Source organism: Pseudothauera rhizosphaerae, from assembly GCF_004801305.1.
Taxonomy (GTDB): Bacteria; Pseudomonadota; Gammaproteobacteria; order Burkholderiales; family Rhodocyclaceae; genus Pseudothauera; species Pseudothauera rhizosphaerae.
The window spans coordinates 334,216-357,341 of the sequence record NZ_SSOD01000001.1; the positions used below are offsets into that span (position 1 = coordinate 334,216).

Here is a 23,126-nt window from a genome sequence, read left to right on the forward strand (position 1 = left end):
CATGGGCGTGTACGAGACTCAGGGCTTCAAGCTCGACAACACCGGCAAGCGCGTGGTCGTGGACCCGGTGACCCGCATCGAGGGCCACCTGCGCGTGGAGGTGAATCTCGACGAGAACAACGTGATCCGCAACGCGGTCTCCACCGGCACCATGTGGCGCGGGCTGGAGGTCATCCTGAAAGGGCGCGACCCCCGCGACGCCTGGGCCTTCACCGAGCGCATCTGCGGGGTGTGCACCGGCACCCACGCGCTCACCAGCGTGCGCGCGGTGGAGGACGCGCTGGGCATCGCCATCCCCGAAAACGCCAACACCATCCGCAACCTGATGCAGTTGAATCTCTACGTTCACGACCATCTGGTGCACTTCTACCACCTGCACGCGCTGGACTGGGTGGACGTGGTCTCGGCCCTGTCCGCCGACCCCAAGGCCACCTCGGAACTGGCCCAGAGCATCTCCGCCTGGCCCAAGTCCTCGCCGGGCTACTTCCGCGACCTGCAGAACCGGCTGAAGAAGTTCGTCGAATCCGGCCAGCTCGGGCCCTTCATGAACGGCTACTGGGGCAACCCGGCCTACCGGCTGCCGCCGGAAGCCAACCTGATGGCGGTGGCCCACTACCTGGAAGCCCTCGACTTCCAGAAGGAGATCGTCAAGGTCCACGCCGTCTTCGGCGGCAAAAACCCCCACCCCAACTGGCTCGTGGGCGGCATGCCGTGCGCCATCAACCTGGACGGGCCGGGCGCGGTGGGCGCCATCAACATGGAGCGCCTGAACCTGGTCAAGAGCATCATCGACCAGACCCGGACCTTCATCGAGCAGGTCTACATCCCCGACCTGCTGGCGGTGGCCTCCTTCTACAAGGACTGGCTGTACGGCGGCGGGCTGTCCTCCCGGGCGCTGCTGTCCTACGGCGACATCCCCCAGCGCGCCAACGACTACTCCGCCCCCAACCTGCTGCTGCCGCGCGGGGCCATCATCGACGGCGACCTGACGAAAATCCACGCGGTGGACCTCAAGGACCCGGAGCAGGTGCAGGAATTCGTCTCCCACTCCTGGTACAAGTACGCCGACGAGACCCAGGGCCTGCACCCCTGGGACGGGGTCACCGAACCCAGCTTCGTGCTCGGCCCCAACACCAGGGGCAGCAAGACCCGCATCGAGTCCCTGGACGAGGAAGGCAAGTATTCCTGGATCAAGGCCCCGCGCTGGCGCGGCCACGCCATGGAGGTGGGCTGCCTGTCGCGCATGGTGCTGGGCTATCTGCAGCCCCAGCAGTACCCCTTCATCAAGGACACCATCGACGCGGTGCTGGCCAAGCTGGACGTGCCGGTGCAGGCGCTCTTCTCCACGCTGGGCCGCACCGCGGCACGGGGCATCGAGACGCTGTACTGCGCCCAGCTCCAGGTGGAGCAGTTCGACAAGCTGATCGCCAACCTGAAGGCGGGGGACCTCACCACCGCCAACATCGACAAGTGGGAGCCTTCCACCTGGCCGAAGGAGGCCAAGGGCGCTGGCTTCACCGAGGCGCCGCGCGGCGCGCTGGGCCACTGGATCCGCATCAAGGACGGCCGGATAGACAACTACCAGGCCGTGGTGCCCACCACCTGGAACGGCAGCCCCCGCGACCACACGGGCCAGATCGGCGCCTTCGAGGCCAGCCTGATGGACACGCCGCTCGCGAAGGCGGACGAGCCCCTGGAAATCCTGCGCACGCTGCATTCCTTCGACCCCTGCCTGGCCTGCTCCACACACGTGATGAGCCCGGACGGACAGGAGATGGCCCAGGTCAAGGTGCGCTGAGCGCCACCGGGTGCCGTCACGGCAGGGCGGGAGTGGTTTTCTCCTTCGGCACCTCCCGCCCTGCCGCCGACCGGCCCCACACAGGAGAACATCATGCTGGCTGAACAAGACGCCTTCGAAGCCGAGCGCAGCGCGCGCATGGTCAGGGCGATATACGTCTATGAAGCCCCGCTGCGCCTGTGGCACTGGGTCAACGCGCTGGCCATCACGGTGCTGGCCGTCACCGGCTACTTCATCGGCAAGCCGCTGCCGGCGCTGTCGGGCGACACCAGCGCCCAGTACCTGATGGGCTGGATCCGCCTGCTGCATTTCTCGGCCGCCTACGTCTTCGCCATCGGCTTCCTCGCCCGCATCTACTGGGCCTTCGTCGGCAACCACCACGCGCGCCAGCTCTTCCTGCTGCCCGTCCTCAACCCCCGATGGTGGGGCGAGGTGCTGTACGAACTGCGCTGGTATCTCTTCCTGGTGAGGGAACCGAACAAGTACGTGGGCCACAACCCGCTGGCGCAACTGATGATGTTCCTGTTCTTCACCATCGGCGCGGTCTACATGATCCTCACCGGTTTCGCCCTGTACGGCGAGGGCCAGGGCGCCGGGAGCTGGGCCGACGAGCTGTTCGGCTGGGTGATCGCGGTGCTGGGCGGCAACAGCATGCAGGTGCACAGCCTGCACCGGCTGGGCATGTGGGTGACCGTGTGCTTCGTCATCGTGCACGTCTATGCGGCCATCCGCGAGGACATCATGAGCCGCCAGAGCCTGATCAGCACCATGGTCAGCGGCTGGCGCATGTTCAAGGACTGATCCGCCGTCCACGGCCCGGCGTGCGCCGGGCCGCCGTCCGTTCGCGGCGCGGGCGTGCCCGCTGCCATTTGCCTCGGCACGCATGCTAACCTCCGACGCATGGCAGCCGGCGAACTGGACATGATTGCAATTTCCCGCGATGCGCGCCGCAAGCCGCGCAAGGAACCCCCTTCTCCCCTGAGGGGGGACGGACTGAGCGCGGAATCCCAGGAAGTCGACGCCCTGCTGCGGCAGTGCTGCAGCGCCCTGCACGACGCCCTGCCCCTCGACCTGGTGTTCGCCGCGCGCCGCAATGCCAACGGCAGCCTGCGCGTGCTCGCCCACGCCGGCAAGAACAGCGCGGCCCTCAAGGAGCTTCTGGAACACGGCCTGGTCTGGCAGGGGCCCGGCGCCAGCGCCTGTCTGGCCACCGCGCTCGCCTCCGCCGAACCCTACGTGTGCCGGGACAACGGCCGGGCACTGCCGTCGTGCTGGCTGGGGGCGATGCCCGGCCTGTGCGGGCGCGGCACCTGCATGCTGCCCATCGTCGCCGGCGGCAGCGCGTGGGGCGTCATCGTCATGTGCCCGTCCGCCCCCGATACCTTCGACGAGCGTGCGCTGGACGCGCTGCGCACGGAATTCGGCGCGCAGCTCGGCGCGGCGCTGGAACGCCAGACCCAGGCCGCGCTGGTGAACCTGCTCGGCGCGGCCCTGTCGGCCGCCGCCAACGCCATCTTCATCACCGACCGCGACGCCGTGATCGAATGGGTCAACGACGCCTTCGTCGCGCTCACCGGCTACCCGCGCGAAGAGGCCATCGGGCGCACGCCGCGCCTGCTGCATTCCGGCGTGCAGGACGCCGAGTATTACCGCGCACTGACCACCGCGATCCGCGCCGGCAGGCCCTGGAGCGGCGAGATCACCAACCGGCGCCGCGACGGCAAGCTGTACGTGGCCCAGCAGACCATCACCCCCATCCTGGAAGGCAAGCGCCATGTGCGCCATTTCGTCGCCATCCAGCAGGACGTGACCGAGCGCAAGCGCCTGGAGCGGGAGATCGGCGAACTCGCGCTCGGCGCCGAACTGGCCCGCCAGTCCGAGCGCAGCCAGATCGCCCGCGAGGTGCATGACGAACTGGGCGGCTCGCTGGTCTCCCTGCGCCACGACATCGAGTGGCTGACGGACCGCACCACCGATGCCGCCAGCCTGGAACGCCTGCAGATCATGCTGGAGCTGGTCGCCCATTCGCTGGCCTCCGCGCGCCAGATCGTCACCGGCCTGCGCCCGGCCATCGTCGAGGAGCAGGGCCTGGGCGGCGCCATCGGCTGGCTGGCACGGGAGTTTCGCCAGCACCACGACATCGCGGTGGAACTCGACCTGTCGCCGGCGCTGAAGCGCGTGGACCTGACCCAGGCCGTGGAGACCTACCGCGTGGTGCAGGAATGCCTGACCAACGTGGCCAAGCACGCCTGTGCCAGCCGCGTGCGCATCGACGGGCGCATCAACGACCAGTTGCTGGTGCTGGAGGTGGAGGACGACGGCCACGGCAGCCGCAGCGGCGGGGATGCGGGCGGCCGGCGCGGCATGACCGAAAGGGCGCTGCTGATGGGCGGCTATCTGGAGATCGGCCGCGCCGCCGCCGGCGGCACCCGCGTGCGCCTGGTGGTGCCGCTGGCCACCGGGGAAACGGAACGATGACCCGCGTGCTGGTGGTGGACGACCACACCCTGTTCCGCCAGGGCCTGCACCGCCTGCTGGCCGACGTGCCCGACCTGGAAATGGCCGGCGAGGCCAGCACCGCCGCCCAGGCACTGGCGATGATCCGTGCCCAGCCCTGGGACCTGGTCCTGCTGGACATCCGCCTGCCCGACGCGGGCGGGCTGGAGGTGCTGCGCCAGTTGCGCGCCGAAGGCCGCGACGTGCCGGTGCTGATGCTGACCATGTACCCCGCCGAGCGCTTCGCCGCCCAGGCCGCCCGCCTGGGGGCGGCCGGCTATCTCAGCAAGGACTGCTCCGCCCATCACCTGGTGGAGGCGATGCGCAAGGTGGCGGCCGGCGGCTCCTACATCGACGCGCACTCGGCCTCCGACCTCTTCTTCCGCCTCGCCCGCGGCGGCGGCGACCCGCCCCACCACCTCCTGTCGCGGCGCGAATTCGAAGTGTTCATCAAGCTCGCCAAGGGCCACACCATCTCGCAGATCGCCGCCGACATGAACGTCAGCGCGAAGACGGTCAGCACCTATCGCGCGCGCCTGCTGGGCAAGCTCGAACTGGGCAACAACGCCGAGATCGTGCGCTACGCGCTCGCGCACAACCTGTACTGAAGGATCACGTAGGCATTTTCCTACAGCGCTGCCGGTGTCGCCCGGCGCAGTGGTAGGCGATCGGCGTCTAGCTTCGCTTTCGGCCACGGCATTAGTATTCGCGCACCTTTTCTTCCGATGACAAGGGAGTGCGCTCCGGGGTGTCGCGTGCGGGCCAGCGGCGAACGAATCGACCGTCGATGCGCTGATTCCGCCATGCCGAACATGCCGCCGCGATTTCAATCCCTGCTCCTCGACATCCATGCCCGGCTGCTGTCGGCCGGCACGGACCACGAGGAGGTGCTGGACGGAGTCGTAGGCCTGCTGGCGCGGGCCCTGGGCTGCCCGGCGGCGTGGATCGCCCTCGCCGATGCCTCCGGCACGCTGCACATCGAGGCCGTCGGCGGCACCCATCCGCAACTCGAAACCCTGCCCGGCCAGGCCCTGCCCCACAGCAAGGGGCTGCGCGGCGAAACCCTCGCCTACCGCTGCCTGCGCACCGGCAAGACGGCGCAGGCGCGCGACGCGGTGGCCGAACTGCCGATCACGCTGCCCCCCGGCGCCACCGCCGTGCTGCCGCTGGCCTCCGGCGCCGCGCCCCACGGCGTGCTCGGCCTGCGCGCCGCGCCCGGGCGCAGCTTCCGCCAGGGCGAGCTGGCCTTCCTCGAAACGGTCGCCACCCACCTCGCCGCCGTCCTCGCCCTGCGCGCGCGCGTCGCCGCGGCGGACGAGGCGCTGGCCCACCGCCACCAGGCCGCGGCGGTGTTCGACAGCGCCATGGAAGGCATCTTCATCACCGACCTCAACGGCCGCATCCTCGCCGCCAATCCCGCCGCCTGCCGCATCACCGGCTACGACGCAGCCGAAGTGCTCGGCGCCACCCCGGCGCTGTTCAAGTCCGGCCGCCACGACCAGGCCTTCTACGAGGCGTTCTGGGCCTCCCTGCGCGCGTATGGGTGCTGGCGCGGCGAGATCTGGAACCGGCGCAAGAATGGCGAGATCTACCCCGAGCTGCTGTGCGTGTCGGCCATCCACGACGACAGCGGCCAGGCCGTCCGCTTCGTCGCGCTGCTGATCGACATCTCCGAACAGAAGCGCATCGAGTCCGAACTGGCGCGCAAGGCCTACTACGACCAGCTCACCGGCCTGCCCAACCGGGGCCTTTTCGAGGACTACCTCGCCAAGGTGCTCGCCCGCGCGCGGCGCGAGGGCAGCACGGTGGCGGTGCTGTTCTTCGACCTGGACGACTTCAAGTACGTCAACGACACCCTGGGCCACGACGAGGGCGACCGCCTGATCCGCACCGTCGCCGAACGGCTCGCCGCCTGCCTGCGTTCCGAGGACATGGTGGCGCGCCTGGGCGGCGACGAGTTCGTCGTCGCCCTGCCCGGCATCCCCCACATGCACGACGCCGCCACGGTGGCGCGCAAGCTGCTCGACTCGGTGTGCGGGCCGGTGGCGCTGGGCACCGACGAGGTCTACGTCAGCGGCTGCATCGGCATCGCGCTCTTCCCCGACGACGGCGACAGCCCCGACCTGCTGCTGCGCTGCGCGGACAACGCCATGTACGGCGCCAAGGAGCTGGGCAGCAACTCCATGCTGTTCTACCGCCCCGAGATGCACACCCGCAGCGGCGAGCGTTTCGCCATCGGCAGCGCGCTCAAGAACGCGCTGGGCGCCAACGAGTTCTTCCTCGTCTACCAGCCCCAGTTCCGCGCCGGCGCGCAGCGCCCGGTCGGCGTGGAGGCCCTGCTGCGCTGGCGCCACAACGGCGAGGTGATCACCCCGGACCGCTTCATCCCCCTCAGCGAGGAGAAGGGGCTCATCGTCGAGGTGGGCGAATGGGTGCTGCGCACCGCCTGCACCCAGGGCCGCCTGTGGCACGAACAGGGCTTCAGCGACCTGCGGGTGGCGGTCAACCTGTCGGCGCGCCAGTTCCGCGAGCGCACGCTGGTGCCCATGATCTACGAGGTTCTGGAAGAAACCGGCTTCCCCCCCGCGGCGCTGGAGATCGAGATCACCGAAAGCCTCACCCTCAGCAACGCCAACAGCGCCCCCAACATCCTCGGCGCGCTGAAGGAGATGGGCGTGGGCATCGCCATCGACGACTTCGGCACCGGCTATTCCTCCCTCGCCTGCCTGGGCCGCTACCCCATCGACACGCTGAAGATCGACCTGTCCTTCGTCCAGGCCATCGGGCGCGACCCCCGCGTCGAGGCCATCATCTGCGCCATCGTCGCCATGGCCGGCACCCTGGGCATCGCCCTCGTCGCCGAAGGGGTGGAGACGGAAGCGCAGCGCGATTTCCTGCTCGGCCGCGGCTGCGACGTGATCCAGGGCTACCTGGTCGGCAAGCCCATGCTGCCGCAGGAATTCGACGCGCACTTCGCCTCCGGCCTGCTGCCGCACTGAAACGAAAGAAATCCTTCCGTTCCGGAAACATTCTTTCCACCCTCAGCACCTGCGCGCTCCGCTCCGCGCCCCAAGTCGCTGATTCTCCGCCGCCGTCGCCGGGGGCGGCGGCTGGCATGCTCCGTGCTGGACTTCCCCATCCCTTCCGCCCTCGCCCGCCACCGCCATGAACGACACGCCCGACCCCATCCTCGTGCTCGGCATCGGCAACCTGCTGTGGGCCGACGAAGGCTTCGGCGTGCGCTGCGTGGAAGCCTTCGGCGAACGCTGGGCGGTGCCGGAGCGGGTCACCGTGCTCGACGGCGGCACCCAGGGCCTGTACCTGCTGCCCTACCTGACCGCCGCGCGCCGCCTCATCGTCTTCGACGCCATCGACTACGGCCTGCCGCCCGGCACCCTGCGCCAGGTGGAAAACGGCGAGGTGCCGCGCTTCATGGGCGTCAAGAAGATGAGCCTGCACCAGACCGGCTTCCAGGAAGTGCTAGCCGCGGCCGAACTGCTCGGGCAACTGCCCGCGGAAATGCTCTTGATCGGCGTGCAGCCCGCGGAACTGGACGACTACGGCGGCAGCCTGCGCCCGGCCGTGCGCGCCCTCGTGCCCGAGGCGGTGGAACTCGCCGCCGCCCGCCTGCGCGCCTGGGGCGTGGACCTGCGTCCCGCCGAGGGCGCCCGGCCGGTGCTCAACGACGACGCCCTGGCCCTGGCCGGCTACGAGGCCGGCCGCCCGCCGGCCGAAGCCGCCTGGCGCCTGGGCGACGGGCGCTTCCACCCGGACGCGGTGCGCTGATGTGCATCGGCGTTCCCATGCAGGTCGTACACGGCGATGCCGTCCGCGCCCTGTGCCGCGGCCGCGACGGCGCCGAGGCCTGGATAGACCTGCTGCTCACCGGCCCCCAACCCCCCGGCACCTGGCTGCTGACCTTCCTCGGTGCCGCCCGCGAGGTCCTGGACGCCGAGCGCGCCGCGCGGATCGGCGCCGCCCTGGACGCGCTGGGCGACCTGCTCGCCGGGCGCAGTGCCGACGTGGACGCCGCCTTCGCCGACCTCGTCGAACGCGGCCCGCAACTGCCCGAATTCCTGCGCAAGGCTCCCACGTCGTGAGCCTCGCCCGATTGCCACCGACGGAGCCCCGGCCATGAAAGCCTTCCCCATCCCGGTCGTTTCCCTGGACGCCGTGTCCGCCCTGGTCGGCCCCGGTTCGCAAGCCGCCGCGGACGAGGGTTTCGACTGGCTGCCGCTGCCCTCGGGCATGGGCACCTTCGACCCGCCGCCCCTGCCGGAGACGGCCAACCCGGCCGCCACCGCCGCGGCCATCGCGGTGCTGGAAGACGCCCTTGCCGACCTGCGCGGCTGGGTCTTCGGCACCGGCACCAACCCGGCCTACGACCTCGCGCCCATGCCACCGGACGCGCTGGCGGTGATCAACGAAGCCCTCGGCCAGGGCGAGGTGTCCGCCATCGTGCGCGGCACGCCCGGCACCCCAGGCGAAATCCACGTCCAGGAGACCGTGTTCGCCGGCCTGTGGCGGGTGCAGACCCTGGACGCGGACGGGCGGCTGGCCGCCGACGTGCTGGAAGCGGGCCCCATCCCCGCCGCGGTCCCGACCGCCGCGGCCGCCCCGCAGCGGGAGGCCGGACACCCGCTGCCGCCCCTGATAGCCGGCATCATGAATGCCCAGCCCGTGGTGCACGAACTCATCGCCGCCGCCCACGCCCACCGCCCGGGCGACCCCGCCCACGTGGTCAACCTCAGCCTGCTGCCCATGACGCCGGCCGATCTGGCCTGGCTCTCCGCCGCCCTCGGCACCGGCCGCGCCGTCATCCTGTCCCGCGGCTACGGCAACTGCCGCATCGCCGCCACGGCGCTGCCCGCCACCTGGCGCGTGCAGTACTTCAACAACGACGACAGGCTGATCCTGGACACCGTCGAGGTCACCGCCATCCCGGACGTGGCGCTGGCGGCCGCCGAGGATTTCGCCGACAGCCTGTTGCGGCTGGACGAATGGGTCGCTACCCTGCGCAAAGGTCTGGCAGACGGCGCCGGCGATGTTTGAGGGCAGCTATCTCGGCGACGACGGCCGGCTCACCGACGATGCGCGGCTCGAATGCGGCATCTGCTGGTGGGTGTACGACCCGGCCGAGGGCGACGAGGTGGGCGGAATCCCGCCCGGCACCCCCTTCGCCCGCCTGCCCGCCCACTGGACCTGCCCCAACTGCGACGCCCCCAAGCACAAGTTCCTGGTGGTCAACGACTAGTGCGGTACACACCACTCGCTCCGAACATGCTTCCGGCCGCATTAGCAGGTTCCGGTACCTCATCCGTGCTCGCAACGGCCTTTTCCTTCCACACCGAGAACCCCCGGCAGCTCCTGGCCGAGCGCTTCGCCCGCATCGCCGCCACCCGCATGGCCGGCCTGCCGGTGGCGAACCCGGCGCTGGCGGTGGCCGTGCCCGCCATGGAGGCCTGGCAGGGCGAGTGGGTGGGTGTGCTGGTGACCCCGTGGGCGGTGAACCTGGTCATCCTGCCCGGCTCCGGCGGGCGCTTCCGCGCCATCGCCGTGGGTGCCTCCCAGCACTGGCATTTCCCTTCCGGCGAGTACGAATTCCTCGGCAGCCACGAGGACGGCCTGGGCCCCTACCAATGCTGTTCCCTGGCGTCGCCGGCCTTCGACTTCCCTACCCAGGCGGATGGGGAAGCCTTCGCGCGGGCGGCCTTCGCCGCCCTGCTGGCCGAACCGGCGGCCCAGCCCGTCTCGCGGCGGGCCTTCCTGCGCGGCGGGCTGTTCGGAGGCGGGCGATGAACCCGGCCGGCGAACTGCTGATCGCGGCTGAATGGGACGGCCTCGGCGTGACCCGCGCCGCGGCCCGCAACAGCCGCCCCCACGCCGCGAAGCTGCTGATCGGGCGCAGCGTGGACGAGGCCCTGGCGCTGGTGCCGGCCCTCTTCACCCTGTGCGGCAAGGCGCAGGGGCTCACCGCGCGGGCCGCGGTGGCCGCCGCCCGCGCGGAGCCCGCCCCCGACGAACCCGCGCGCATCGCCGCCGAACGCGCCATCGCCGCCGAGGCCGCCCAGGAACACCTGTGGCGCCTGCTGCTGGACTGGCCGGCCCTGTTCGACCATGAACCGCGCCGGGCGCGCTTCGCCGAGCTCTACCGCCGCCTCGCCAGCGCGGGTTCCGGCGGCGCCGAGACCGCGCGCGAGGTGGGCGGCCAGCTCCTGGACCTGGTGGCCGCCGAACTGCTCTCCGGCTTCTTCACGGTGGCGCGGGAGCCGTCCAGCCTAGCGGAATTCGCCAGCCGCGCCCGGCGCGGCGGCACCGTGGGCGCGGCCCTGGCCGACCTCCTGGAGATGGGCACCCACAGCCCACCGCAGGGCATGGCCGCGCTGCTGCCCGGCGCCGATGCCGCCACCTGGGCGGCAGAACTGGGCGGCGTGCCGGACGAAGCCTATTGCCGCGCCCCCACCTGGCAGGGCGCACCAGCCGAGACCGGGGCGCTGGCGCGCCACCACGGCTCCATGCTGGTCAAGCTGCTGATCGACCGCGGCCACCCGGTGGCCGCGCGGCTCTTCGCCGAGGTGGTGGATCTCTCCGACTGGGCCAGCCGGCTGCGCCACCCGCTGGCAAACGACATGCCGCCGGTGCTGGACGCCGCGCCCCTCGGCGAAGCGGCGGGCCTGGCGCGCTGCGAGACCGCCCGCGGCGTGCTGATCCACGCCGTATGTCTGGAAGGCGACACCATCGCCGACTACGCCATCGTCGCCCCCACCGAATGGAATTTCCACCCCGCCGGCAGCTTCGCCCGCGAAGGCAGCGGCTGGCAGGCGCCGGACCCGGAGACCGCGCGCCGCCATCTGACCGCGCTGGTACTCGGGCTCAATCCTTGCGTGCCCTTCCAGGTAAACCTCGCGGAGGCCGGCCATGCATGAGATGTCCCTGGCCGAAGGCGTGCGCGGTATCGTGGAAGACGCGGCCCGCGCCCATCCGGGGCGGAAGATAGCCGCGGTGGTGCTGGAGATCGGCGCACTCGCCGCGGTGGAGGTGGAAGCGCTCACCTTCTGCCTGGACGTGGTGCTGCGCGGCAGCGTGGCCGAAGGCGCCCGCGTGGACGTGGAAACGACGCCCGGCACCGGCTGGTGCATGCAATGCGCCGCGAACGTGCCGATCGCGGCGCTGTACGATGCCTGTCCGCACTGCGGCAGCTACCAGGTGCAGCCCACTGGCGGCACGGAGATGCGGGTCAAGGCCCTGGAACTGGAGTAGGAAGCATGTGTACGGTTTGCGGTTGCGGCGGCGGAACGCTGACGATAGACGGCCGGGCGGTGCCGATGCGGGCGCCGGCCAAGGCGCACAACGAGGGCGGCACGCGCACCTGGCGTCCGGCTGCCGATACCCCGCCGGTGGAAACGGAAGCCGTGCACGCCACCCCCGGCCACCTGCACTTCGGCCACGGCCCGGCCCACGCCCACGCGCCCGGCCTCTCCCAGGGCGAGATGGTGCGCATCGAACGGGACATCCTCGGCAAGAACGACGCCCTCGCCGCCGCCAACCGCCGGCGCCTGGCCGAGCGGGGCGTGTTCGCGCTCAACCTCGTTTCCAGTCCCGGCTCGGGCAAGACCACGCTGCTGGTGGAGACCATCCGCCGGCTGGCCGGCCGCCTGCCGGTGGCGGTCGTCGAGGGCGACCAGCAGACCGAGTTCGACGCCGAGCGCATCCGCGCCACCGGCGCCCCGGCGCTGCAGATCAACACCGGCAAGGGCTGCCACCTGGACGCCCACATGGTGGGCCGGGCGCTGGACGAACTGCCCCCGCCGCAGAACGGCCTGCTGCTGATCGAGAACGTGGGCAACCTGGTGTGCCCCGCCGCCTTCGACCTGGGCGAGGCCCACAAGGTGGTGATCCTGTCGGTCACCGAGGGCGAGGACAAGCCGCTGAAATACCCGGACATGTTCGCCGCCGCCGACCTGATGCTGCTCTCCAAGGTGGACCTGCTGCCCCATCTGTCCTTCGACGCCGGGCGCGCCGTGGACTACGCGCTACGGGTCAATCCGAAGCTGCGGGTGATCCGCTGCTCGGCCACCAGCGGCGAAGGCTTCGACGACTGGCTGGCCTGGATAGAGGCCGGCGCCACCCGCGCGCGGAACAGATGAACCCGGATCTGTGCAAAGCTCCCGTTCGCCCTGAGCCTGTCGAAGGGCGTTGCGCCAAGCGGGCTTCGACAAGCTCAGCCCGAACGGTTGGAGTCACAGTCGAACCACCACTCCCCCTGCCCGGTGCGCCGGTGCTGGCGGCCGGCGCCTGGTTCGAGGGCACGCCGGGACGGGTCGCGGACGGCCGCTTCCACCGCGCCCCCGGCGCCGGCGACCTGATCGACGCCGACGCCTGCCGCCGCTTCGACGCCGCCCTGGACGCGCTGGGCGCGCTGCCCGGCGAAGCGCCCCGGGCGGTGGCCCACGACCTGCACCCGGACTTCCACTCCACACTTGCCGCATGCGCGCTGGCGGAACGGCTGCAGGTGCCCGCCATCCCCGTGCAACACCACCACGCCCATCTCGCCGCGGTGCTGGCCGAGCACGGCCACGCCGGCCCGGTGGTGGGCATCGCCGCCGACGGCGTGGGCCTGGGCACGGACGGCCATGCCTGGGGCGGCGAACTGCTGCATGTGGATGGCGCCGCCTGTACCCGGCTGGGCCATTTGCGTGCCCTGCCCCTGCCCGGCGGCGACCGGGCGGCCCGCGAGCCCTGGCGCATGGCCGCTGCGGTGCTGCAGCGGGCCGGGCGAGGCACGGAGATCGCCCGCCGCTTCCCCCGCCACACGGCCGCCGCGCAACTGGCATCCATCGTCGACCGCCCGCAACTGTCCCCGCCCACCACCAGCTTGGGCCGCCATTTCGACGCCGCCGCAGCCCTGCTGGGCCTGTGCGAGGTGAACGAAACCGGCGCCCAGGCCGCCGTCGCGCTGGAATCGGCGGCCCGGGCCCACGGCCCGGTGCCCCCTGAGCCCGATGCCTGGCGCATCGAGCCGGACGGCACGCTGGATCTGCTGCCGCTGCTCGCACGCCTGGCCGACGAACCAAACGCCCCGCTCGGCGCCGCCCGCTTTCACGCCACCCTGGCCGCGGCCCTTGCCGGATGGCTCATCGCCGCCGCCGAAAACCTCGCCTGCCGCACCGTGGCGCTGGGCGGCGGCTGCTTCCACAACTGCCTGCTCTCCGCCGCCCTCGCCGACAGACTCGCCGCCGCCGGCCTCGCCGTGCTGCGCCCCGAACGCCTGCCGCCGGGCGATGCGGGCCTGGCCGCCGGGCAGGCCTGGGTAGCCCAACGCATCCTCCAAGGAAACTGAAGCATGTGCCTCGCCATTCCCGCCCGCGTGGTGGAACTCGCCGCCGACGACCAGGCCGTGGTGGACCTGGGCGGCGTGCGCAAGCAGATCTCGCTGGCCCTGGTGGACGGCGTCGTGCCCGGCGACTACGTGATCGTGCACGTGGGCTACGCCCTGTCCCGCCTCGACCCGGAGGAGGCCGAGGCCACGCTGGCCCTGTTCCGCGAGGCCGGCGAACTGCTGCAACCGGGAAGCGCGGCGTGAAATACGTGGACGAGTTCCGCGACGGCGAGTTGGCCAAGGGGCTGGCCGCGGCGATCCGCGCCGAGGCCGACCCCGCGCGCCGCTACGCCTTCATGGAATTCTGCGGCGGCCACACCCACGCCATCTCCCGCTACGGCGTCACGGACCTGCTGCCGGCCAACGTGCGCATGATCCACGGCCCCGGCTGCCCGGTGTGCGTGCTGCCCATCGGCCGCATCGATCTGGCCATCCGGCTTGCCCTGGACCGGGGCGTCACCGTCGCCACCTACGGCGACTGCCTGCGGGTGCCGGCCTCGGAGGGGCTTTCCATGCTGAAGGCCAAGGCCCGCGGCGCCGACATCCGCATGGTGTATTCGGCGGCCGACGCGCTGGCGCTCGCGCAGCGCGAACCGGCGCGGGAAGTGGTGTTCTTCGCCATCGGCTTCGAGACTACCACCCCGCCCACGGCCCTGGTGCTGCGCCAGGCGCGGGAACTGGATCTGAAAAACTTCAGCGTGCTGTGCAACCACGTGCTCACCCCGTCCGCCATCCAGACCATCCTGGAGAGCCCGGAGGTGCGCCAGCTCGGCAGCGTGCCCCTGGACGGCTTCGTCGGCCCGGCCCACGTGTCCACGGTGATCGGCAGCCGGCCCTACGAATTCTTCGCCGAGGAATACCGCAAGCCGGTGGTCATCGCCGGCTTCGAGCCCCTGGACGTGATGCAGGCCATCCGCATGCTGGTGCGCCAGGTGAACGAGGGCCGCGCCCAGGTGGAAAACGAATTCACCCGCGCCGTAAGCCGGGACGGCAACCTCAAGGCCCAGGCCCTGGTGTCCGAGGTCTTCGAGCTGCGCCGCGCCTTCGAATGGCGCGGACTGGGCAGCGTGCCCTATTCCGCCCTGCGCATCCGCGCACCCTTCGCCGCCTGGGACGCGGAGGCCAAGTACGGCCTGGACTACCGCCCGGTGCCGGACCACAAGGGCTGCGAATGCGGCGCCATCCTGCGCGGGGTCAAGCGCCCCACGGACTGCAGGCTGTTCGGCACCGTGTGCACGCCGGAAAATCCCATGGGCTCGTGCATGGTGTCCTCGGAAGGCGCCTGTGCCGCCCATTACAACTACGGCCGCTTCCGCGACCACGCCCCAACCTGAAAAAAAGGAAACCCACCATGCTGCAAGGCGCCCTGCTGGGCCTGATCGACGAAGCCTGTGCCGAGATCGTCACCCTGACCGAGGAAGTGAGTGAGGCCGAGTTCTTCCGCAGCCGCCTGACCCACGGCGAGACGGTCAAGCGCCTGAAGGCCATCGCCCAGGCGGCCGAACAGTTGCCGGAGCCGGCACGCGCCGCCATTGCGGAGATCGACTGGGCGCGCTGGCAGGAACTGGGCCGCGAACTGGCCGCCGGCAGCGCCGGGCCGCTGGCGGTGTGGGTGGCGGTGCGCGAACTCGCGCCGCTGACGCTGAACTGGCTGCGGGTGTACCAGCAGTCCCGGCCGGACCTGTTCCAGCTCAAGCCATGAAAGCCCACTACGTCCGCCCCCTGGACCTGCGCCACGGCCGCGTGGACCTCAACCACGGCGCCGGCGGCCGCGCCATGGCCCAGTTGATCGACGAGCTGTTCGCCCGCGCATTCGCCAACGACTGGCTGGCCCAGGGCAACGACGGCGCGGTGCTGCCCGCCCCGGCGGCGGGCGAGCGCCTGGTGCTGGCCACGGACGCCCACGTGGTGAGCCCGCTCTTCTTCCCCGGCGGCGACATCGGCAGCCTGGCGATGCACGGCACGGTGAACGACGTGGCGGTGATGGGCGCCCGCCCGCTGTATCTCACCGCCAGCTTCATCCTGGAAGAAGGCTTCCCGCTGGCGGACCTGGCCCGCATCGTGCAATCCATGGCCGCCGCCTCCCGCTCGGCCGGCGTGCCGGTGGTCACCGGCGACACCAAGGTCGTCGAACAGGGCAAGGGCGACGGCGTGTTCATCTCCACCACCGGCCTGGGCGCGCTGCCCGCCGGGCGCGAGCTGGGCGGCGCACTGGCCCGGCCCGGCGACGCGGTGCTGGTCTCCGGCAGCATGGGCGAACACGGCATGGCCATCCTCGCCCAGCGGGAATCCCTGAGCTTCGAATCCGCCATCGTCTCCGACAGCGCCGCCCTGCACGGCCTCGTGGACGCGCTGCTCGCCGCGGTGCCCGCGGTGCACGTGCTGCGCGACCCCACCCGCGGTGGACTGGCGACCACCCTCAACGAGATCGCCCGCCAGTCCGGCGTCGGCATGCAACTCGACGAGGCGGCGATCCCGGTCCATCCCCAGGTGGCCGCAGCCTGCGAACTGCTCGGCCTGGACCCCTTCTACCTCGCCAACGAAGGCAAGCTGGTCGTCGTGTGCGCCGCGGACGCCGCCGACGCCGCGCTCGCCGCCCTGCGCACCCACCCCCTCGGCAGCGATGCCGCGCGCATCGGCACGGTCACCGCCGACCCGCAGTACTTCGTCCAGGCCCGCACCGCCTTCGGCGGCCAGCGCATGCTGGACTGGCTCTCCGGCGAACCGCTGCCGCGCATCTGCTGAAGAGCCCTGGACCATGCGCATCCTGCTGCTGACCCACGCCTTCAACAGCCTGACCCAGCGCCTGTACGCGGAGCTGGCCGCCGACGGCCACGAACTGTCGGTGGAGTTCGACATCGCCGACAGCGTGACCGGGGAAGCGGTGGCCCTGTTCGCCCCGGACCTGGTGCTCGCCCCCTTCCTCAAGCGCCCGGTGCCGGAATCCGTGTGGCGCCGCGTGCCCACGCTGATCGTGCATCCGGGCATCGTCGGCGACCGGGGCCCTTCGGCCCTGGACCACGCCGTCCAGCAGGGCCTGCGGGAGTGGGGCGTGACCGTGCTGCAGGCCGAGGCGGAGATGGACGCCGGCCCGGTGTGGGCCCACGCGGAATTCGCCCTGCGCCCCGGCGCCACCAAGGCGGGCACCTACCGCAACGAGGTCACCGCTGCCGCGCTGGCCGCGGTACGTGCGGCCCTCACCCACTACCCGGACTGGCGCGCCGGACGCTGGCAGCCGCGGGTGCAGGACTACGCCGACCCCGCCGTGCGCGGCCGGCCCCACGCCCCCATGAACCAGGCCGAACGCGCGCTGGACTGGGCGGCCATGACCAGCGCCGAAATCCTCGCCCGCATCCGCGCCGCCGACGGCTTCCCCGGCGTGCTGGACAGCCTGTTCGGCCAGCCCTGCCGCCTGTTCGACGCCCACCCCGGCCCCCGCGTGGCAGGTGCCGAACCCGGCACGGTGATCGGCCGCCGCCATGACGCGCTGCAGGTCGCCACCCGGGACGGGAGCGTGTGGATAGGCCACGTGCAGCGCCCCGGCCACGCCCACCCCTTCAAGCTGCCCGCGGCGCTCGCCTTCGCCGACGAGGCCGCCACCCTGCCGGAGCGGGCCGACGCCACGCCCGCCTACCCCGACATCGCCTACCGGGAGTCGGCGGACGGCCGCATCGGCTACCTCGCCTTCGAGTTCTACAACGGCGCCATGGGCAGCGCCCAGTGCGGACGCCTGGTCGCGGCGGTGCGCGCCGCCCGCCGCCGCCCGGCGAAGGTGCTGGTGCTCACCGGCGGCCACGACTTCTGGTCCAACGGCATCCACCTGGGCCGCATCGAGGCCGCGGCATCCCCCGCCGACGAGTCCTGGCGCAACATCCAGGCCATGGACGATCTCTGCCTCGCCCTGCTGGAAACCACCGACCGCCTCACCGTGGCCGCCCTGCGGGGCAATGCCGGCGCCGGCGGCTGCTTCCTGGCACTCGCCTGCGACCAGGTGTGGGCCCGCGACGGCGTGGTGCTCAACCCCCACTACAAGAACATGGGCAACCTGTACGGCTCGGAATACTGGACCTACCTGCTGCCCCGCCGCGTCGGCGAGGCGGGTGCGGCGCGCCTCATGGGCGAACGCCTGCCGCTCACCGCCCGCCTGGCCGCCGAACGGGGCCTGGTGGACCGCGTGTTCGGCGGCGACGTAGCCGCCTTCGAAGCGGAACTGGAACGCCAGGCCGCCGCCCTCGCCGCCGGGGATGTGGACGCCCGCATCGCCGCCAAGGCCGCGCGCCGCGCCGCCGACGAGGCCGCCAGGCCGCTGGCCGCGTACCGCGCCCAGGAGCTGGAGATGATGCGGCGCAACTTCTACGGCTTCGACCCCAGCTACCACGTCGCCCGCTACCATTTCGTCATGAAGACGCCCCACTCCTGGACCCCGCGCCACCTCGCCCGCCACCGGGAGCCCGGCTGGCGACCCGCCGCGGAGGCCGCGGCATGACCAGGCGCCTGCCCACCGTGCTGGTGGTGGACGACGAGGTGCGCTCCCAGGAGGCCCTGCGCCGCACGCTGGAAGAGGACTTCGAGGTGTTCACCGCCTCCGGCGCCGACGAGGCGCTCGCCATCCTGGAGCGGGAGTGGATACAGATCGTGCTCACCGACCAGCGCATGCCCGGCACCTCGGGCGTGGCCCTGCTGCGCCAGGTGCGCGAACGCTGGCCCGACGCGGTGCGCATCATCATCTCCGGCTACACGGATTCCGAGGACATCATCGCCGGCGTCAACGAGGCCGGCATCTACCAGTACCTGCTCAAGCCCTGGCAGCCGGAACAGCTGCTGCTCACGCTGCGCGGCGCGGCCGAACTCTCCCGCCTGCAGGCGGAGAACCAGCGCCTGGCGGTGGACCTCAAGACCGCCGCGCCGGTGCTCGCCGCCCGCGTCGGCGAGCGCCGGGACCGGCTGGCCCGCCACTACGCCCTGGACCGCCTGGTGCGCGCGCCGGATTCGCCCATGAACGCCCTGTGCGCCCTGGTGGGGCGCCTGGCCGCCCTGGACATCCCGGTGCTGCTCACCGGCGAATCGGGCACCGGCAAGGAACTGCTGGCCCGCGCGCTGCACTACGACAGCCCCCGCGCCGACGAGGCCTTCGTGGTGGAGAACTGCGGGGCGCTGCCGGACCAGCTGCTGGAATCCGAACTCTTCGGCCACAAGCGGGGCGCCTACACCGGCGCCTTCGAGGACCGGGTGGGCCTGTTCAAGCAGGCCGACGGCGGCACCATGCTGCTGGACGAGATCGGCGAGACCTCTCCCGCCTTCCAGGTGAAACTGCTGCGCACGCTGCAGGAAGGCGAGATCCGCCCCCTGGGCGCGAGCCGCACCCAGGCCGTGGACGTGCGCGTGGTGGCCGCCACCAACCGGGACCTGGAAGCCGAGGGGCGCGCCGGGCGCTTCCGCGAAGACCTCTACTACCGCCTCGCCGCCTTCCCCATCCACGTGCCGCCGCTGCGGGAGCGGCCCATGGACATCCCGCTGATCGCCCGCAGCCTGGCCGACGAGACCGGCGCCGCCCTGGGCCGCCGCTTCGCCCCCCTGTCCGCCGAACTGGTGGGCTGCCTGACCGCCTGGCGCTGGCCCGGCAACGTGCGCGAACTGCGCAACGAGGTGCTGCGCATGGCCGCGCTGGCCGAAGGCAGCGAACTCTCCGCCGCCCACCTGAGCCCCCGCGTGCTGCGCGCCGCGGACACCGGGCAGGAAGCCGCGCTGGACCTCATCGACGGCCTGCAGGGCGACCTCAAGACCCGGCTCGACGCGCTGGAAGCCCGCATCCTCAAGGAATGCCTGATCCGCCTGCGCTGGAACAAGACGCGGGCGGCGCAGGAACTGGGCCTGTCCCGCGTGGGCCTGCGCGCCAAGCTCGTGCGCTACGGGCTGGACGGGGGATGAGGCCGCATCGGGATGGAAGCGGGTTGCACTTCATCCGAGGATTGCCCTAGACTTTGTACAAAGTTTTGAGATGGAGATGGAGATGGACGCACTCACCTTCAGTTACACACGCGCCCACCTCGCGGAGGTGATGCGCACCGTCAACGAGGACCGCGCACCCGTGCTCGTCACCACGCAGCGCGGCAAACCGGTGGTCATCATGTCGCTCGACGACTACAACGCCCTGGAAGAAACCGCTTACCTGCTCCGCAACCCCAAGGGTGCAAAGCGCCTGATGGAGTCCGTGGAGCAACTGCGTGCCGGCAAGGGCAAGAAGCGCGACCTGCTGGACGACGATGCAGCCGAAGTTCTCTGACCACGCCTGGGAAGACTACCTCTACTGGCACGAAACCGACCGCAAGCAGGTCAAGCGGATCAACGCCCTGATCGAGGACATCCGCCGGCATCCGTTCGAAGGCATCGGCAAACCCGAACCGCTCAAGCATCAGCTCTCCGGCTTCTGGTCCCGGCGCATCGACGACCGCCACCGCCTGGTCTATGCGGTCGATGGAGACGACATCCTCATCGCTCAGTGCCGGGACCATTACTGACCGGATCGCCATCCACACCGCCACGCACGGTCACGAATCCGCCACCCACCCGTAACCCGCTGGAGACCCCCGAATGTTCCGCCTGTGGATCGTCATTGCCGCCCTCTTCGGCGCCATCGGTGTCTCACTGGCATCGTGGAGCAGCCACGGCCTGGCCCATTTCCTCGACCCCGACACGCTGGCCGTGGGCCTGGAGCGCGCCCGCGCAGCCAACCTGCACCACATGCTGCATACCCTGGCCCTGTTCGGCATCGCGCTGTGGGTGCGGCAGGGGGCGAACGCCTGGGTGCATGGGGCGGGCGTGCTGTTCGCGGTCGGCATCCTGGGCTTTTCGGGCGGCATCTACGGTCTGCGCATCTTCGCCGGCATCCACGAAGGGCCGTGGATCTACGTCGTGCCCCTGGGCGGCGCCAGCCTGATCCTGGGTTGGCTCGCCCTGGCCATCGCCGGTCTGCGTCCCCAGCCCGCCCCCGGCGCTTCCCTGCGCCCATGAACCTCCTCTGGCTCCAGTCCGGCGGCTGCGGCGGCTGCACCATGTCGCTGCTGTGCGCGGATTCCAGCGACCTCTTCGGCAGCCTGACCGACGCGGGCATCCGCATCCTGTGGCATCCATCCCTGTCCGAGGAGAGCGGCGCCGAGGTCCTGGACATCCTTTCCGCCTGCGCGGCCGGCCACACCCCGGTGGACCTGCTCTGCATCGAAGGCTCTCTGCTGCGCGGCCCCGACGGCAGCGGGCGCTTCCACATGCTGGGCGGCAGCGGCAGGCCGATGATCGCCTGGGTGCGGGAACTGGCCGCCCACGCGCGCTACACGCTGGCCATCGGCTCCTGCGCTGCCTGGGGCGGCATCACCACGGCCGGGCCCAACCCGGCCGGGGCTTGCGGCCTGCAGTACGACGGCGAGGAGCCGGGCGGCCTGCTCGGCGCAGACTATCGCTCGGCCGCCGGCCTGCCGGTGATCAACGTGGCCGGCTGCCCCACCCACCCCGGCTGGGTGATGGAGACGCTGCTGGCGCTGGCCCTGGGCCAGTTCGACGCCGGCTCGATGGACGCGCTGGCCCGCCCGCGCTCCTACGCCGACCAGCTCGTGCACCACGGCTGCGCGCGCAACGAGTATTACGAGTTCAAGGCCAGCGCCGAACGGCCGTCCGACCTGGGCTGCCTGATGGAAAACATGGGCTGCAAGGGCACCCAGGCCCACGCCGACTGCAACCTGCGGCCGTGGAACGGCGGCGGCTCATGCACGCGCGGCGGCTACGCCTGCATCTCCTGTACCGAGCCGGGCTTCGAGGAACCGGGCCACCCCTTCGTGCAGACGCCCAAGGTCGCCGGCATCCCCATCGGCCTGCCCTCCGACATGCCCAAGGCCTGGTTCGTGGCGCTGGCCGCCCTGTCCAAGTCCGCCACGCCGAAGCGGGTGCGGGAGAACGCCGCCGCCGACCATCTGGTGGTCACCCCGGCGATCCGCCGCACCGGGCTGAAATGAGTCGGCGCATCGTCCTCGGCCCCTTCAACCGCGTGGAGGGCGACCTGGAAGTCAGCCTGGAAGTGGCCGGCGGCCGGGTGGCGGCGGCCTACGTCAATTCGCCCCTGTTCCGCGGCTTCGAGCAGATCCTGCGCGGCAAGGACCCGCGCGATGCGCTGGTGCTGGTGCCGCGCATCTGCGGCATCTGCTCCGTGTCCCAGTCGGCCGCGGCCGCCGCGGCCCTGCGGGAGGCCATGGGGCTGGCGGTGCCGGAGAACGGCGAACTGGCCGCCAACCTGGTGCTGGCCGCGGAGAACCTGGCCGACCACTTCACCCATTTCTACCTCTTCTTCATGCCGGACTTCGCCCGCGACGAGTACGCCGGCCGGCCCTGGTTCGACGCTGCGCGCGCGCGCTTCAAGGCGGTGCGGGGCACGGCGGCGGCCGAGGCCCTGCCGGCGCGCACCGCTTTCCTGCAGCTCACCGGGATACTGGCCGGCAAGTGGCCCCACACCCTGAGCCTGCAACCGGGCGGCTCGTCACGCGCAGTGAGCGCGGTGGAGAAGATTCGCCTCCATGGCCTGCTGCGGGAGTTCCGCCGCTGGCTGGAGCGCCATCTGTTCGGCGATGCGCTGGAGGCCGTCGCTGCGCTGGATTCGGCCGACGCCCTGGCCGCCTGGGCCGCAGCGCGGGCACCAACCTCCTCCGACCTGCGCCTGTTCCTGGAGATCGCCGCCGACCTGGAACTCGCCCGCCTGGGCCGCGCCACCGACCGCTTCCTCAGCTACGGCGCCTATCCGCTGGCCGGCACGCCGCTCTTCGCCCGCGGCCTGTGGCAGCCGGAGGACGGCGCCACCGCCCTTTTCGACCCCGCCGACATCCGCGAGGACCTCAGCCACGCCTGGCTGCAGGGTGACACCCGCCACCCCTGGCGCGGCCTCACCGAGCCGGACGCCGACAAGGCGGGCGCCTACACCTGGTGCAAGGCGCCGCGCCTGGCTGGGCAGGTGGTGGAATGCGGCGCGCTGGCCCGCCAGATGGTGGACGGCCATCCGCTGGCCCACGACCTGGTGGCGCGCGACGGCGGCAGCGTGCTGGCGCGCGTGCTGTGCCGCCTGCTGGAACTCACCCGCGTGCTGCCGGCCATGGAAGCCTGGGTGCAGGCGCTCACACCCGGCGAGCCCTTCTGCGCCCACGGCGCGCTGCCGGACGAGGGGGCGGGCTGCGGCCTGGTGGAAGCGGCGCGCGGCGGGCTGGGCCACTGGCTGACCATCCGCCACGGCCGCATCGCCGGCTACCAGATCATCGCCCCCACTACCTGGAACTTCTCGCCGCGGGACGCCGCCGGCACCCCCGGCGCACTGGAGCAGGCCCTCGCCGGTCTACCCATGGACGACGCCCGCAAGTCCCTTGTCGTGCAGCACGTGGTACGTTCCTTCGACCCGTGCATGGTCTGTACCGTGCACTGACC

25 protein-coding genes are annotated in these 23,126 nt (G+C 71.5%); all 25 read left to right on the forward strand.

Translation table 11 applies throughout. The annotated features are described in order from the left end of the window. The first annotated feature begins 1 nt into the window (after window position 1). On the forward strand, window positions 2–1,798 hold the full coding sequence (locus E6O51_RS01610) for a nickel-dependent hydrogenase large subunit (protein ID WP_136383217.1): 1,797 nt from the start codon (window positions 2–4) through the stop codon (window positions 1,796–1,798). A gap of 93 nt (window positions 1,799–1,891) precedes the next feature. Next, window positions 1,892–2,599, forward strand: a complete 708-nt coding sequence (gene cybH, locus E6O51_RS01615; protein WP_136383218.1) for a Ni/Fe-hydrogenase, b-type cytochrome subunit — start codon at window positions 1,892–1,894, stop codon at window positions 2,597–2,599. 120 nt (window positions 2,600–2,719) lie between these two features. Beyond that, window positions 2,720–4,276: a GAF domain-containing sensor histidine kinase gene (locus tag E6O51_RS01620; RefSeq protein WP_168735150.1), complete on the forward strand. Its 1,557-nt coding sequence runs from the start codon at window positions 2,720–2,722 to the stop codon at window positions 4,274–4,276. Continuing rightward, entirely contained in the window at window positions 4,273–4,902 is a 630-nt protein-coding gene (locus E6O51_RS01625) for a response regulator (protein WP_168735151.1), read from the forward strand. Before E6O51_RS01620 ends, E6O51_RS01625 begins: the two co-directional genes overlap by 4 nt. Window positions 4,903–5,106: 204 nt before the next feature. Beyond that, complete coding sequence (locus E6O51_RS01630; protein WP_168735152.1) at window positions 5,107–7,293, forward strand: bifunctional diguanylate cyclase/phosphodiesterase; 2,187 nt, start codon at window positions 5,107–5,109, stop codon at window positions 7,291–7,293. 166 nt (window positions 7,294–7,459) lie between these two features. Continuing rightward, window positions 7,460–8,080, forward strand: a complete 621-nt coding sequence (locus E6O51_RS01635) for a HyaD/HybD family hydrogenase maturation endopeptidase (protein ID WP_136383222.1) — start codon at window positions 7,460–7,462, stop codon at window positions 8,078–8,080. Then, window positions 8,080–8,394, forward strand: a complete 315-nt coding sequence (gene hypC, locus E6O51_RS01640) for a HypC/HybG/HupF family hydrogenase formation chaperone (protein ID WP_136383223.1) — start codon at window positions 8,080–8,082, stop codon at window positions 8,392–8,394. The genes E6O51_RS01635 and hypC overlap by 1 nt, the downstream gene beginning before the upstream one ends. A 34-nt stretch (window positions 8,395–8,428) precedes the next feature. Then, the gene (locus tag E6O51_RS01645) at window positions 8,429–9,346 is read left to right on the forward strand and encodes a hydrogenase expression/formation protein (RefSeq protein ID WP_136383224.1); all 918 of its coding nucleotides are present in this window, start codon (window positions 8,429–8,431) and stop codon (window positions 9,344–9,346) included. Further along, window positions 9,339–9,548: a rubredoxin gene (locus E6O51_RS01650; protein ID WP_136383225.1), complete on the forward strand. Its 210-nt coding sequence runs from the start codon at window positions 9,339–9,341 to the stop codon at window positions 9,546–9,548. Before E6O51_RS01645 ends, E6O51_RS01650 begins: the two co-directional genes overlap by 8 nt. Before the next feature lie 65 nt (window positions 9,549–9,613). Next, window positions 9,614–10,093: a [NiFe]-hydrogenase assembly chaperone HybE gene (hybE, locus tag E6O51_RS01655; RefSeq protein WP_168735153.1), complete on the forward strand. Its 480-nt coding sequence runs from the start codon at window positions 9,614–9,616 to the stop codon at window positions 10,091–10,093. After that, on the forward strand, window positions 10,090–11,220 hold the full coding sequence (locus tag E6O51_RS01660; RefSeq protein ID WP_136383227.1) for a nickel-dependent hydrogenase large subunit: 1,131 nt from the start codon (window positions 10,090–10,092) through the stop codon (window positions 11,218–11,220). The genes hybE and E6O51_RS01660 overlap by 4 nt, the downstream gene beginning before the upstream one ends. Beyond that, window positions 11,213–11,554: a hydrogenase maturation nickel metallochaperone HypA gene (gene hypA / locus E6O51_RS01665; RefSeq protein ID WP_136383228.1), complete on the forward strand. Its 342-nt coding sequence runs from the start codon at window positions 11,213–11,215 to the stop codon at window positions 11,552–11,554. The genes E6O51_RS01660 and hypA overlap by 8 nt, the downstream gene beginning before the upstream one ends. A 5-nt stretch (window positions 11,555–11,559) precedes the next feature. Beyond that, window positions 11,560–12,441 (forward strand): hydrogenase nickel incorporation protein HypB, encoded by an 882-nt coding sequence (gene hypB / locus E6O51_RS01670; protein ID WP_136383229.1) that lies wholly within the window; start codon window positions 11,560–11,562, stop codon window positions 12,439–12,441. 131 nt (window positions 12,442–12,572) lie between these two features. Then, window positions 12,573–13,634, forward strand: a complete 1,062-nt coding sequence (locus E6O51_RS01675; RefSeq protein WP_230976666.1) for a Kae1-like domain-containing protein — start codon at window positions 12,573–12,575, stop codon at window positions 13,632–13,634. Window positions 13,635–13,637: 3 nt separating this feature from the next. Then, window positions 13,638–13,877: a HypC/HybG/HupF family hydrogenase formation chaperone gene (locus E6O51_RS01680; protein WP_136383230.1), complete on the forward strand. Its 240-nt coding sequence runs from the start codon at window positions 13,638–13,640 to the stop codon at window positions 13,875–13,877. Then, window positions 13,874–15,007, forward strand: a complete 1,134-nt coding sequence (hypD, locus tag E6O51_RS01685; RefSeq protein WP_136383231.1) for a hydrogenase formation protein HypD — start codon at window positions 13,874–13,876, stop codon at window positions 15,005–15,007. The genes E6O51_RS01680 and hypD overlap by 4 nt, the downstream gene beginning before the upstream one ends. A 17-nt stretch (window positions 15,008–15,024) precedes the next feature. Then, window positions 15,025–15,375: a hypothetical protein gene (locus tag E6O51_RS01690; protein ID WP_136383232.1), complete on the forward strand. Its 351-nt coding sequence runs from the start codon at window positions 15,025–15,027 to the stop codon at window positions 15,373–15,375. Continuing rightward, on the forward strand, window positions 15,372–16,418 hold the full coding sequence (gene hypE, locus E6O51_RS01695) for a hydrogenase expression/formation protein HypE (protein WP_136383233.1): 1,047 nt from the start codon (window positions 15,372–15,374) through the stop codon (window positions 16,416–16,418). The genes E6O51_RS01690 and hypE overlap by 4 nt, the downstream gene beginning before the upstream one ends. Before the next feature lie 13 nt (window positions 16,419–16,431). Further along, on the forward strand, window positions 16,432–18,159 hold the full coding sequence (locus E6O51_RS01700; protein WP_136383234.1) for a hydrogenase maturation protein: 1,728 nt from the start codon (window positions 16,432–16,434) through the stop codon (window positions 18,157–18,159). Further along, entirely contained in the window at window positions 18,156–19,601 is a 1,446-nt protein-coding gene (locus E6O51_RS01705) for a sigma-54-dependent transcriptional regulator (protein WP_136383235.1), read from the forward strand. The genes E6O51_RS01700 and E6O51_RS01705 overlap by 4 nt, the downstream gene beginning before the upstream one ends. A gap of 82 nt (window positions 19,602–19,683) precedes the next feature. Next, the gene (locus E6O51_RS01710; protein WP_136383236.1) at window positions 19,684–19,956 is read left to right on the forward strand and encodes a type II toxin-antitoxin system prevent-host-death family antitoxin; all 273 of its coding nucleotides are present in this window, start codon (window positions 19,684–19,686) and stop codon (window positions 19,954–19,956) included. Beyond that, the gene (locus E6O51_RS01715) at window positions 19,937–20,191 is read left to right on the forward strand and encodes a Txe/YoeB family addiction module toxin (protein WP_136383237.1); all 255 of its coding nucleotides are present in this window, start codon (window positions 19,937–19,939) and stop codon (window positions 20,189–20,191) included. The genes E6O51_RS01710 and E6O51_RS01715 overlap by 20 nt, the downstream gene beginning before the upstream one ends. A 73-nt stretch (window positions 20,192–20,264) precedes the next feature. Then, on the forward strand, window positions 20,265–20,684 hold the full coding sequence (locus tag E6O51_RS01720) for a DUF423 domain-containing protein (RefSeq protein ID WP_136383238.1): 420 nt from the start codon (window positions 20,265–20,267) through the stop codon (window positions 20,682–20,684). Continuing rightward, window positions 20,681–21,676 carry an NADH-quinone oxidoreductase subunit B family protein gene (locus tag E6O51_RS01725; protein ID WP_136383239.1) on the forward strand — a complete coding sequence of 332 codons (996 nt, stop codon included), beginning with the start codon at window positions 20,681–20,683 and terminating at the stop codon, window positions 21,674–21,676. Before E6O51_RS01720 ends, E6O51_RS01725 begins: the two co-directional genes overlap by 4 nt. Continuing rightward, window positions 21,673–23,124: a nickel-dependent hydrogenase large subunit gene (locus E6O51_RS01730; protein WP_136383240.1), complete on the forward strand. Its 1,452-nt coding sequence runs from the start codon at window positions 21,673–21,675 to the stop codon at window positions 23,122–23,124. The genes E6O51_RS01725 and E6O51_RS01730 overlap by 4 nt, the downstream gene beginning before the upstream one ends. Window positions 23,125–23,126 lie beyond the last annotated feature (2 nt).